The following is a 12,067-nucleotide window of genomic DNA, read 5'->3' as shown; positions in this document are numbered from 1 at the left end:
CCCTCCCGCTTCGCTTCGATTACAGGAACACGAAACGTCATGCCCGTCCCGTCTCAACTGCTCTTCCTGCCCGGCGCATCAGGCAGTACCGCGTTCTGGCAGCCGCTGGCCGGCATGCTCGCGCATCCGGCCGAGCGGCGGATCGTCACGTATCCGGGTTTCGGCGACACGCCGCACGACGCGGCCGTCGACGGTTTCGACAGTCTCGTGCGTCATGTGCTCGCAAGCGTCGATCGGCCGACCGCCGTGATCGCGCAATCGATGGGCGGCGTGATCGCGATGCGCGCGGCGCTCGACAAGCCGGATCTCGTCACGCATCTCGTGCTGACGGTCACGTCCGGCGGCCTCGACATGGCCAGGCTGGGCGCGCAGGACTGGCGCGCCGGTTTCGCTGAAGCGAACCCGCAGTTGCCCGACTGGTTCATCACGTTTCGCGCGGACCTGTCGCAGGACATCGGCCGTATCGCGCAGCCGACGCTGCTGCTGTGGGGCGACGACGATCCGATCAGCCCTGTCGCGGCCGGCCGGCGCCTGCTCGAACGGCTGCCCGATGCGCAGCTGCATGTCGTGCCGGGCGGCCGGCACGATCTCGCGGCCGTGCACGCGGAAGCGCTCGCGCCGCTCGTCGACGCACATCTGCAACGCGTGTGACGCCGCATACCTTGCACGGTTCGGCACGCGTCCGACACCGCGACGCTCGCGCGCCGCGTCGCATCACCCGGCGTTCCTCAGCGTCAGCCGCGCTTCGAGCCCGCCGCCGTCCGCCCGGTTGTTCAGCGTGAGCGTGCCGCCCATCGCAAGCGCGAGTTGCCGCGCGATCGCGAGGCCGAGCCCCGTGCCGCCCGTGTCGCGATTGCGCGATGTCTCCACGCGCCGGAACGGCTCGAACACCGCGTCGAGCTGATCGTCCGGAATGCCGGGCCCGCGGTCGAGCACCGCGATCACCGCGCCGCCGTCCGGCGCCGCCCGCACGTCGATCTCGGCCGCGCCCGCGAACTTCAGCGCGTTGTCGACCAGGTTGCCGACGATGCGGCGCAGCGCCTTCGGCCGCGTGACGAGCGCGAGCGGCGCATCGCTGTGCAGCGCGACGTCCTGCCCCGCATCCGTGTAGTCGTACACGATGCTGTCGAGCAGCGCATCGAGATCGATGCGGCGCGCGGCTTCCTCGGTGCCGTGCAGCGTGCGCGCATACGCGACGCCCTCCTTCACCAGATGCTCCATCTCCAGCAGATCCTGGCGCAGCTTCGCGCCCTGCGCGTCGTCGTCCATCACGTCGACGCGCAGCCGCATCCGCGTGATCGGGGTCTGCAGATCGTGCGAGATCGACGCGAGGATCTGCATGCGCTCGGCCATGTACTGCGCGATGCGGTCCTGCATCGCGTTGAATGCCCGCGCGGCCCGCGCGACTTCCGACGGCCCGTCTTCGTTCAACCGCTCGCCCTTCAGGTCGGGGCCGAGCGCGTCGGCGGCCTGCGCGAGCTGCTTGAGCGGCCGCGTCGCGAGCCGCACCGCGAGCCAGCAGCACGCGGCCAGCACCGCGAGCTGCACCACGAGCACGGCTGGCAGCCAGCCCGACAGCGGCACCGTCGACATCGGGTGGATGTCGATCGTCAGCGGCGAGCCGTCGGTCAGCCGCAGATGCACCTGCAGATGTTCGCTGTCGCCGGGGATCGAATTCGCGGTCAACGGGTAGTCGCCGCCGATGCCGTCCGAGATCGAGCGCTCGACGCGCGCCGACAGCCGCGCTTCCGGCGGCGTGCCGGTCTGGCCGGGCCCGAGGATGAATGCATAGCTGCGCCGCGCGAGGCGCGGCAGCCACGCGGCCCGCTCGGCCGGCGGCAGATGGTCGAGCAGCGCGACCGAGCTCGCGACCTCGCGCTCGATGTAGCCCATCATCAGGTTCGTGGTCGCCTGGTCGCGCTCGGTCACGGTGAGCCAGAACGACAGCGTCTGCGCGAGCGCGAGGCCCACGCACAGGATCAGCGCGAGCCGCGCGAACAGCGAACGCGGCCAATGCCACGGCGTGCGCGCGCTCATGGCGTACCGTCGACGGCGGTGACGGTCGACGAGAACACGTAGCCCTCGTTGCGCAGCGTCTTGATGTAGCGCGGTTCGCGTGCACCGTCGCGCAGGCGCTGGCGCAACCGGCTCACGAGCAGGTCGATCGAGCGGTCGAATGGGTCCGACTGCCGCCCTTGCGTGAGATTCAGCAACTGGTCGCGCGTCAGCACGCGCTGCGGGTTGTCGAGGAACACGCGCAACAGCCGGTATTCGGCGCCGCTCAGCGCGACCAGCGTCCCTTCGGCGTCGAGCAGGTGGCGCCCGGTCGTGTCGAGCTGCCATTCGCCGAACGCGAGCAGCGCGGCCGTTTCCGTCACCTGCATGCCGGGCGGCAGCATGCGCGCGCGACGCAGCACCGAGCGGATCCGCGCGAGCAGCTCGCGTACCGCGAACGGCTTGGCCAGGTAGTCGTCGGCGCCCATCTCGAGGCCGATGATGCGGTCGGTTTCCTCGCCGCGGGCGGTCAGCATCAGCACCGGCACCGTGCGGAACTTGCCGGCGCGCAGGTCGCGGCACAGCGTCAGGCCGTCCTCGCCGGGCAGCATCAGGTCGAGCACGATCAGGTCGGGCGCGCCGTCGTCCAGCACGTTGCGCATCTCTCGGCCATTTGCGGCGAGCGACACGCGCATGCCGTTCTTCTCAAGGTAGTCCGCGATCAGTTCGCGGATCGCGCGATCGTCGTCGACGATCAGCACGTGGTCGATCTTGTCCATGAGTCGTGGTCGGTATCGGTATCGGGGTTCGGGCGGGCGATGTCCGCTTTTATACCGCACGGCGGGCACGCGTTTGTATCCCAATGTATCGCGCGACCGCGACGACACACAACATTGCACACGCGCGACCGGCCGGACACATCGCAGATACGTCGGCGCCGCCTAATGGGGCCTGTCGAAACACGTCGGGCCGCCGCCCTCGCGCCGCGGCCGCCAAAGATCAGGAGAACGCCATGCTGTCCCGACTCAAGACCGCCGCCCTCGTCCTCGCCCTGGCCGCCACGGCCGGGCTTGCCGCGTTCGCCGGCACCCGCGACGACGCGGGCATCCAGGCGTCGCCGGCCGGCATGACGGCGCCCGGTTTCACCGGCATCGACCGCTGGCACAACAGCCCACCGCTGACGCTCGACCAGTTGCGCGGCAAGGTCGTGCTCGTCGATTTCTGGACGTACTCGTGCATCAACTGCATTCATACGATTCCGTACGTGAACGACTGGTATCGGAAATATCGCGACCAGGGGCTCGTCGTGGTCGGCGTGCATACGCCGGAATATCCGTTCGAACGCGACGCGAAGAACGTCGCCGATGCGATCAAGCGCTTCGACATCCGCTATCCGGTCGCGCAGGACAACCACTACGACACGTGGCGCGCGTACGGCAACCAGTACTGGCCCGCGCTGTACCTGATCGATGCGAACGGCAAGATCGTCTATACGCGGTATGGCGAGGGCGGGTACGACAAGACGGAGGCGGCGATTCGGGGGGCGCTCGCGCAGGCGGGCGAAGGGGCGAAGGGTTCGACGCGCACGCAGTGACCCGAGCGGCGAGCGGGCGCGATACTCGCCGCGCCCGCTCGCGTCGCGCGCTCATGCGCGCTTCGCGTCGGCCTCCGCGAGCATCGCCTCGCCGATCGCAAGATTGCCGGCCGCGACCAGCGCTTCGCCCGCGCCGCGGATATCAGCCTCGGCCTTGTTCTGCCCGAGCTTGCGCTTGCCGACGAACCGCGTGATCCTGATCTGCAGCCCGACGATCGATTGCAGCATCGTATCGATATAGTCCGGCGGCGCATCGCCCATCTTCCACGGCACCGGCTGCGACGCTTCGTGCGTGCGCGTCAGCCGTGCGACCACGCGGCGCACGAACTTCGCGTCGTCGCGCACCGTGATGCGGCCGTGCGCATGCACGACCCGGTAGTTCCACGTCGGCACCTGCCGGTGCGCGACGTGCTTGCTCGGATACCCGTTCGGCGAAATATATGCGTCGCCGGCGCGGAAGATCACGAGCACCTCGTCGCCGTCCGCGACGTCGTGCCAGACCGGATTCGCGCGCGCGACGTGCGCATGCAGTTCGCCGAGCCCGTCGTCGTCGGGCATCAGCTCGAACGGGAGGTGGTTCGCGTCGAGCCCGCTCTTGCCGTGCGTGATCAGGCTGCCGAACGGGTGCCGCACGATCAGCTCGCGCAGTACGTCGGGGTTGGGTTCGTCGAAATCGGCGGGGACGTACATGTCGGCTCCACGGTCGTGCGGGGTGGGAAATGGCGCGGGTGCTGGCCCGTCATGCGCCGATTGTGAGCCCGAACTGGTTTATTCTGTAGAGCCGGTTTGAAACAATTTCAGCGGACCAGAATCATGGCAAGAACGGCCCGGATCGTCGAAATTCCGTCGCTCGGCGCGCTCGACCGCGCGGCCGGCGACCTGAGCCGCCAACTCGCGCAGGCGCTGCGCGACGCGGTGCGCCGCGGCAACGTCCGGCCCGGCGACGCGCTGCCGTCCACGCGGCTGCTGGCCGCGTCGCTGCAGGTGGCGCGCGGCACCGTCGTCGACGCATATGCGCAGCTCATCGCCGAAGGCTTTCTCGAATCGCGCGGCGGCGCGGGCACGCGGGTGGCGAACGCGCTCGCGGAACCGCCCCCCGTCGAAACCCCCGCTCCCGCTGCCAGCCGTCGGCACGCGGCGCGCGACGGCCTGCCCGAGCCGGCCGCCACCTTCGCGCGGATCGCCCGCGAATTCAGTCCGCTGCCGGCCATGCCGTTCGCGATCTCGGTGCCGGTCGGCCTCACCGCGCCCGACGACATCTGGCGCCGGCTCGGCAATCGCCTGCGCGCCCGCGGCGCCGGCGCGCCGTCCGGCTATGCCGACCCGCAAGGCGCGCTGCCGCTGCGCGACGCGATCGCCGATTACGTGCGCCGGTCGCGCTCGGTGCGCTGCGACGCCGGCCAGGTCGTGATCACGAGCGGCACGCAGCAAGGGCTGCATCTCGCGAGCCAGGTGCTGCTCGGCGAAAACGACCGCGCATGGGTCGAGAATCCGGCCTATCGCGGCATCACCGCCCTGCTCGAAAGCACCGGGCGGCGCGATGCGATGGTGCGCGTGCCAGTCGACGCCGACGGCCTCGACGTCGACGCCGGCATCCGCGTCGCACCCGATGCGCGCGCCGCATTCGTCACGCCGTCGCACCAGTACCCGCTCGGCATGCCGCTGAGCATGGCGCGGCGCAATGCGCTGCTGGCGTGGGCGCGCGCGCACTGCGCCTGGGTCGTCGAAGACGACTACGACAGCGAGTTGCGCTACGAAGGCTATCCGTTCCCGTCGCTGCAAGGCCTCGCGCCCGACCGCGTGATCTATCTCGGCACCTTCAGCAAGATCCTGTTTCCGTCGCTGCGGCTCGGCTACGTGATCGCCCCCGACGATCTCGTGCCCGCGTTCTGCGGCGCGCGCGTGCTGATGGACCGCCATGCGCCGACCGCCGATCAGCACGTGCTCGCCGCGTTCATCGCGGAGGGTCACCTCGATCGCCACATCCGCCGCGTGCGCGGCGTCTATGCGGAGCAGCGCGCGCTGCTGATCGACACGCTCGGCGCGCGCCTGCCGCGCGAACGCGCGTGGGTGCAGCCCGGCGACCAGGGGATGCACGTTGTGCTGTGGCTCGCGCAAGGCATCGACGATCTCGACGTGGTCGCGCGCGCCGCCCGAGCCGGTGTCGCGGTGCGTGCGGTGTCGCCGATGTTCGCGCCCGGCACCGCGCGCCCCGGGCTCGTGCTCGGCTTCGGCGGGTTCGGCCGCGCGCAGATGGAAGCGGCCGCCCAGCGGCTCGCGGACGTCGTTTCGTCGGCGGAATCGCGGCCCCGCGCGCGGTAAAAGGTTGGCGGCGGGCAACAAACGTAATCGTCTGTAAATCCTGCAAGCAAACGGCCGTTTCGGCCGTCGGCGCGCGGGTTCCGTTTGCTAGGATCGCGCGTCTTCCATCCGCGCCCCTGCCGCCTTGAACCGCTTCGTGCCGTTTCTCCGAGACGCGTGGCTCCGTTGCCGCGCCCGTGTCGCGCCGCTCGCCGCCGCGTGCCGCACGCGCGTCCGCGCGCTGGGCGCCGGCGCGCTGCATCGCCTGCGCCATCCGACCCGACGCGGCGTCGCGCTGACGCTCGCCGCGATCCCGGTGCTGGGCCTGCTGGTCCTGCTCGCGTTCGTTCCGTTCACGCCGAGTATCGGCGACATCCGCAAGGCGCGCATCGACCGCCCCGCGCGCGTGCTGTCGGCCGACGGCCAGCTGATCGCCGAATTCCGGCCCGTGAACCGTGAATGGGTACCGCTCAAGCAGATCTCGCCGCACATGGTCGATGCGCTGATCGCAACCGAGGATCACCGCTTCTACGCGCATCACGGCATCGACTGGCGTCGTACGCTCACGGCCGGGCTGCGTACGTTCTCGGGCGACCGCCAGGGCGGCTCGACGATCACGCAGCAGCTCGCGCGCAATCTGTATCCCGACGAAGTCGGCCGCGCGCCGACGCTCACGCGCAAACTGAAGGAGCTGATCACCGCGTTCAAGATCGAAGCGGTGTACAGCAAGGACGAAATCCTCGAAACCTACCTGAATACCGTGCCGTTCCTGTACAACGCGTACGGCGTCGAAATGGCCGCGCGCACCTACTTCGGCAAGTCGGCGGACCAGCTCGACATCACGGAAAGCGCGACGCTCGTCGGAATGCTGAAGGGCAACAGCTACTACAACCCGGTGCTGAACCCGGAACGCGCGGTCCAGCGGCGCAACATCGTGCTCGGCCGGATGGCGCAGATGGGCATGCTGTCGCCGCAGCAACTCGCGAAACTGCAGCGCCGGCCGCTGCGCGTCGACTTCGAACCGCAGACGGCGCAGCCGGGCCTCGCGCCGCATTTCGCGGTGCAACTGCGCAAGTGGCTGATCGCATGGGCCGACCGCAACAACTACGATCTGTACTCGGACGGCCTCGTCGTGCGCACGACGCTCGACGCGCGTCTGCAGGACATGGCCACGCAGGCGCTGACGCGGCAGACCGAACGACTGCAGGCGGTCGCCGACAGCGCATGGCGCGGGCCGTCCGGTTGCGGGCTGCGCAACGACCTGTTCCTCGGCTTCGTTCGGCAGACGCCCGAGTATCGCCAGGCGCGCGACACGGGGCTCGCCGATGGGGCAGCGCTGAAGCAGCTCGGCGCGAATCGCGAATTCATGCGTGCACTGTGCAAGCGCAAGACGCAGGTGCAGGCCGGCTTCGTCGCGATCGATCCGCGCAACGGTGCGATTCGCGCGTGGGTCGGCAGCCCCGATTTCGGCAGCGAGCCGTTCGATCACGTGGTGCAGGCGCGGCGCCAGCCGGGTTCGACGTTCAAGCCGTTCGTCTATGGCGCCGCGTTCGCGGACGGGATGCGGCCGGGCGATACGTTCGTCGACCGGCCCGTCGCGATCCCGATCGACGGCCGCGCCGTGTGGCGGCCGACCGATGCGGAACCGCCGACCGGCGAGCCGATGACGCTGCGCGACGCGCTCGCGCTGTCGCGCAACCGTATCACCGCACAGGTCATGCAGCACGAAGGCGCCGCGAAGGTCGCGCAGCTTGCACGCGCGATGGGCGTGCGTGACAGCCCGCTCGATGCGGTGCCGTCGCTCGCGCTCGGCACGAGCCCCGTCACGCTGAAGGAGATGGTGTCCGCGTACGGCACGATCGCGAACCGCGGCGTGTACGTCGCGCCGCAGATGATCACGCGCATCGAGGATCGCGACGGCAAGGTGCTCGCCGCGTTCGGCAGCGCGCCGCCGGAACGCGCGTTGCCCGCGCCTGCCGCGCAGACGCTCGTCGACGCCATGCGTGGCGTCGTCGATTACGGGACCGGCGCGGACATCCGCTCGCGCTACGGGATCCGGATCGACGTCGCGGGCAAGACCGGCACGACGCAGGACAACACGGACGGCTGGTTCATCCTGATGCATCCGCAACTGGTGGCCGGCGCATGGGTCGGCTTCGACGACGGCAGCGTGACGCTGCGCAGCGACTACTGGGGCGCGGGCGCGCACAGCGCGCTGCCGATCGTCGGGTCGTTCTACGATGCGGCGCTGCGTGCGCAGGCGATCGATCCGCACGTGCAGTTCTCGCCCGATTTCCGGCCGCGCAGCGCGCCGGCGTCGAGGCGGCGCGCGCCGCAGCATTCGGGCCTGTTCGACTGGCTGAGGTTATTTCGCTGATCGGGGTGGCTGCGTACCGGGCTACCGAGGCGTCGTCGTCGCGTGCCCGTCCGCGTACAGCCACACGGGCACGCCGTCGTCGCGCAATGCGGCGACCGGTTCGTCCGTGCTCCAGCGCCGCGCGATCTCGACACGGCGAACGAACCACGGCATCAACGTCGCATGCCGTGCATCGTCGTCGCGATCGTCGTCGAACAGCGCATCGTCGCCGATTCGCGTGTAACGCGCCGGATGCAGCACGGTGCCGTCCGCGCGCAATGCCGTCGCGCGCACGTCGTGGCCGTCGTCGTCCTGCACGCTGGCGAGCCAGCCATGGTCGGCGCCCCAGAACAGGCCGGCCACATCGTCGTAGCGCCCCTGGGCGATCGTCGCGCCCGTCTCGAGATCGCAAATCGCCAGTTGCACCGGCTCGCCCGGCAGGACGCCGATCGCGTAACGCGTGAACAGTTCGCCCGGCACCATCTCGTCGTCGGGCAGCCACGACAGCGCGCCCATGTTGACGAAGTCGAACGGCGTGAGCACGCGGCCCTGCCCGTCGACGATCGCGCAACGGCCGTCTTCGCGCCGCACGATATGGCGGATCGCGCCGAGTTCGTCGAGCATCTCCGCTCGTTCGCCGTCGGTCAGTGGAGCGACTTCCGCGTAATGCGGTTCGACGATCATCCGACCTTTCTCATCGACGAGACCGACGTGACCGTCGCGCCGTGCGACGAACGCGCCGCACTCGGACGACCATTCGAGCGCCGCCCACTCGGGCTCCGCGCGCCATTTTCCGTCGCGCCCGATCAGCCCCCACTGCTCGCCTTCGGCGACCGCCGCGACGGCGCCGTTCACGAATTCGTGCGCATCGTCGAAGCGCGGCGCAATCGCCCACGCGCCATGCGTATCGACGAAGCCCCAGCGGCCGTCCATGCTCGCGGACGCAATCCCGCCCGTGAATTCGCCGAAGTTGTCGAGCAACGGTTCGAGCGCCCACACGCCATCCGTGCGCAGGAGCCCGAACCGCTCGCCCACGCGTACGCAGGCGACGTCGCCGTTGAAATCCCACACCGCGTCGAACGCCGGTTCGCGCACGATCCTGACACCGTCGCCTTCATCGTCGCCATCGGCAAGCAGCAGGCCGACCTTGCCGTCGCGCGCGGCCCACAACAGCCGGTCGTCACGCGCGCCACTGGCCCACAGGTTCGTCCACTCGGGCGGCACGATCACGTCCCACGCGTCGTCGGTTTCGCGCCGCACGCCCCAGAGGCCGTTGCGTCCGCGAAAGCTGAACGTGCCGTGACCGAGCCAGTTGCCGTGCAGCTCGCCGGCGTCGAACATCTCGGCGAACGTCACGCGGCGCGGCGGATTCTGACGGACGAAATAGTGATGCGACACCCCGCCGAACCCGAAGCCCCACGCCCAGTCGCGCCAGTCGGCCGGCGTGTCGATCTCGAGTACCTCGCGCACGCCGCGCACGTCTCGGAAGTCCATGCAGTTCGCGACGCGCCACCACAGGCGCGTACAGGCATCGCGCTCCTCGTCGATGTAGTCGTTCGGATCGCCGTCGTCGAGCCATGACAGTTCGTCGAGGTTCGCGGATAACCGCGGCGCGCCATGCGCATCGCCGAGCGCGTCGATCGATTCGCCGAGATGACGCACGAGCGCATCGAACTGACGCGCGAGTGCGGGATCGTCGCCGTGCAGCGGATGCGTGACGACGAACGATGCGAGCCGGCTCAGGCGCGCATGCGCGGCCCGCGCGTCGCTGGCGAGATTCGGCGTGCCTGCGTCGCCGAACACACGCTGGTCAGTAATCGCGCCGCCCGCGCCGCCGTCGGCGAGCAGCACGCGCCACAGAAGCGGGAAGTGATTGTTGGATTCCGCGAACCCGATCGTTCGCGCGTCGTCCCCGTCACCTGACTGGAGATACAGCCATGCTCGATTGCCCATCGGAAGGGGTCGCCTCGTTGTTGTGTCGTCGTGTGCAGCAACATGCCGGCCCGCTCGCCGTCAGCGCGCGGCGCCCGCCTTCACGGCGCCGTCGGCGAATCGCCGCTGCGCGCGACCCGATACAGCTCGATGCCGTCGACCTGGAAGCCTTGTGTCATCAGCAGCAGAACGCCGGTGGTTGAATGCTTCGTCGTGAAGTTGCTGCCCGTGATCGACGTGACCTGATACGGGGTCCCGATCCGCATCCTGATCAGCTGGCCGCCCGGCACCTCGAGCACGCATGCGTCCGCAGGCGGCTTCTCCGGTCCGTCCATATCGAGTTCCGCCACGTGCGTCGGTGCGGTTTCGGCGCTCCACTGGCCAGCTTCGCGGCCGCGCAGCACGATGTCGCCCCCCACCTTCTCGACCCGCATGGTCGCGGGCTTGCCGGCGGCCGGCGCGTAATCGCCGAGCAGCCCATCGCAGGCGCCGCCGGCTCGCGCGGACAGCGAGACGAACAACATCAGACAGAAGACAGGGATACGCACGTGGAGCCTCTCGGATTCGAATTATTGTCGGAATGCCGGCGCGGGCGCGCGCGGCGGCAGCGACACGCTCGAGCGCTGCCGGACGCCAATATAGCGAATGCGATCGAGGTATGCCAACCCGACACGCACAGCGTGGTGCGGACAGACGACAGGACGCCTGCGCGGCATCCTGTTCCCGCCGTGCACGGCCCGAGGCCGTCTGGACGAAGTGCCGACCGGACGCGCTCAGCCCGCCGCGAGCGTATCGGCCAGCGCATCGAACTCCGGCGCCCACGTCGCACGCCACACCGCCTTCGTCGCATCGTCGACCCATGCGCCGTCGATCCCGTTCAGCATGAATTGCTTCAACTCGGCCACGGTGAAGCCGAAATGGCTGAGCATCAGTTCCCACGCCTCGCTCGGATTGACCTTGTGCAGCGCCGGATCGTCGGTGTTCGGATGGATCTTCAACCCGAGCCCCGGCATCTTGCGCATCGGATGCAGCTCGGCCCATTGCTCCGGCGGCAGCGTGCGCAGGTAGTACGAATTCGTCGGCACGACGGTAAACACGATGCCGCGCTCCGCATAGCGTGCACACAGCTCGGGGTTGTCGACGATCGTATAGCCGTGATCGACACGATCGACCTGCAGCAGGTCGACGGCCGTCTCGACGTTGCGCCACGGCATCCCGAACTCGCCGGCATGCGCGGTCGTGCGAAAGCCGGCTGCGCGCGCGTTGCGATATGCCTTCCAGAACAGTTCCGGCGGCCGGTCGTTCTCGCGATAGTCGATGCCGATCCCTGCGACTTCGTCCGCGCGATTGGCCGTCATCCACTCGACGATCGCCACGGCTTCATCAGGATCCTGCTCACGGTCGATGCTCGGAATCAGGCGCGCGCCGATCCCGAAGTCGCGCGCGGCATCGCGGATCCCGGTCACGATCGCGGCCTGCGCATCCGCATACGCGATGCCCGACACGCGTACCGTTCCCGTCGGATTCCAGAAGAATTCCGCGTGCCGCACGTTGTGGGCGGCTGCGTCTTCCAGATACTCATACGCGATGCGCCGCAAATCGTCGGGGCGTGTGAGCAAATACTTGTCGAGCGCGCGCAGCACGTGCAGCACGCCGACCGGTTTCTCGCCGCGTGCGTAGAACGCGTCGATCTCCGCACGCTCGATCGGCGCGCCGCTGCGTTCGGCCAGTGCGACGAACGTGTCATGCCGCACCGCGCCGAGCAGGTGGCAATGCAGTTCGATTTTCGGCAGCGCGCGGAAGAAGGCCCGATGGGCCGGCGTGATGTCGATACCCGTGCGCGCGGCCGGGACGTTGCCTGGTGTTCCCTTCATGTCAGTCTCTTTTCG

The 12,067-nt window shown here is 69.2% G+C and carries 10 protein-coding genes; 4 read left to right on the top strand and 6 right to left on the bottom strand.

The features are described from left to right. Nucleotides 1-39 precede the first annotated feature (39 nt). Nucleotides 40-651 (top strand): alpha/beta fold hydrolase, encoded by a 612-nt coding sequence (locus A9Z05_RS26145; RefSeq protein ID WP_069620650.1) that lies wholly within the window; start codon nucleotides 40-42, stop codon nucleotides 649-651. A gap of 63 nt (nucleotides 652-714) precedes the next feature. Here A9Z05_RS26145 and A9Z05_RS26140 read toward each other — a convergent pair whose 3' ends face one another. Both A9Z05_RS26140 and A9Z05_RS26135 read right to left on the bottom strand, forming a co-directional pair. After that, nucleotides 715-2,037 carry an ATP-binding protein gene (locus A9Z05_RS26140; RefSeq protein ID WP_069620649.1) on the bottom strand — a complete coding sequence of 441 codons (1,323 nt, stop codon included), beginning with the start codon at nucleotides 2,035-2,037 and terminating at the stop codon, nucleotides 715-717. Then, entirely contained in the window at nucleotides 2,034-2,774 is a 741-nt protein-coding gene (locus tag A9Z05_RS26135) for a response regulator (RefSeq protein WP_050016245.1), read from the bottom strand. The genes A9Z05_RS26140 and A9Z05_RS26135 overlap by 4 nt, the downstream gene beginning before the upstream one ends. 233 nt (nucleotides 2,775-3,007) lie before the next feature. Here A9Z05_RS26135 and A9Z05_RS26130 point away from each other — a divergent pair, with 233 nt between their 5' ends. Next, nucleotides 3,008-3,589: a thioredoxin family protein gene (locus A9Z05_RS26130; protein ID WP_069620648.1), complete on the top strand. Its 582-nt coding sequence runs from the start codon at nucleotides 3,008-3,010 to the stop codon at nucleotides 3,587-3,589. A 51-nt stretch (nucleotides 3,590-3,640) separates the two neighbouring features. Here the strand turns inward: A9Z05_RS26130 and A9Z05_RS26125 are convergent, their stop codons facing one another. After that, on the bottom strand, nucleotides 3,641-4,279 hold the full coding sequence (locus A9Z05_RS26125) for an FMN-binding negative transcriptional regulator (protein ID WP_069620647.1): 639 nt from the start codon (nucleotides 4,277-4,279) through the stop codon (nucleotides 3,641-3,643). Nucleotides 4,280-4,402: 123 nt separating this feature from the next. On the opposite strand from A9Z05_RS26125, the gene A9Z05_RS26120 reads away from it, so the two are divergent. Both A9Z05_RS26120 and A9Z05_RS26115 read left to right on the top strand, forming a co-directional pair. Then, a complete protein-coding gene (locus A9Z05_RS26120) occupies nucleotides 4,403-5,911 on the top strand; it encodes a PLP-dependent aminotransferase family protein (RefSeq protein WP_069620646.1) in 1,509 nt (502 codons plus the stop codon). Nucleotides 5,912-6,035: 124 nt separating this feature from the next. Continuing rightward, entirely contained in the window at nucleotides 6,036-8,267 is a 2,232-nt protein-coding gene (locus tag A9Z05_RS26115) for a penicillin-binding protein 1A (protein ID WP_069620645.1), read from the top strand. Between the two features lie 21 nt (nucleotides 8,268-8,288). Here A9Z05_RS26115 and A9Z05_RS26110 read toward each other — a convergent pair whose 3' ends face one another. From A9Z05_RS26110 to add, 3 genes are all read right to left on the bottom strand, one after another. After that, nucleotides 8,289-10,199, bottom strand: coding sequence for a WG repeat-containing protein (locus A9Z05_RS26110; protein WP_069620644.1), 1,911 nt, complete (start codon nucleotides 10,197-10,199; stop codon nucleotides 8,289-8,291). A gap of 80 nt (nucleotides 10,200-10,279) precedes the next feature. Continuing rightward, nucleotides 10,280-10,726 (bottom strand): hypothetical protein, encoded by a 447-nt coding sequence (locus A9Z05_RS26105; RefSeq protein WP_256122095.1) that lies wholly within the window; start codon nucleotides 10,724-10,726, stop codon nucleotides 10,280-10,282. A 225-nt stretch (nucleotides 10,727-10,951) separates the two neighbouring features. Further along, on the bottom strand, nucleotides 10,952-12,052 hold the full coding sequence (gene add, locus A9Z05_RS26100; RefSeq protein ID WP_069620642.1) for an adenosine deaminase: 1,101 nt from the start codon (nucleotides 12,050-12,052) through the stop codon (nucleotides 10,952-10,954). Nucleotides 12,053-12,067: the final 15 nt, after the last annotated feature.

The sequence above is a fragment of the Burkholderia sp. A2 genome (assembly GCF_001729305.1).
GTDB classification, from domain to species: domain Bacteria; phylum Pseudomonadota; class Gammaproteobacteria; order Burkholderiales; family Burkholderiaceae; genus Burkholderia; species Burkholderia sola.
This window is presented reverse-complemented; position numbering and strand designations above follow the sequence as displayed.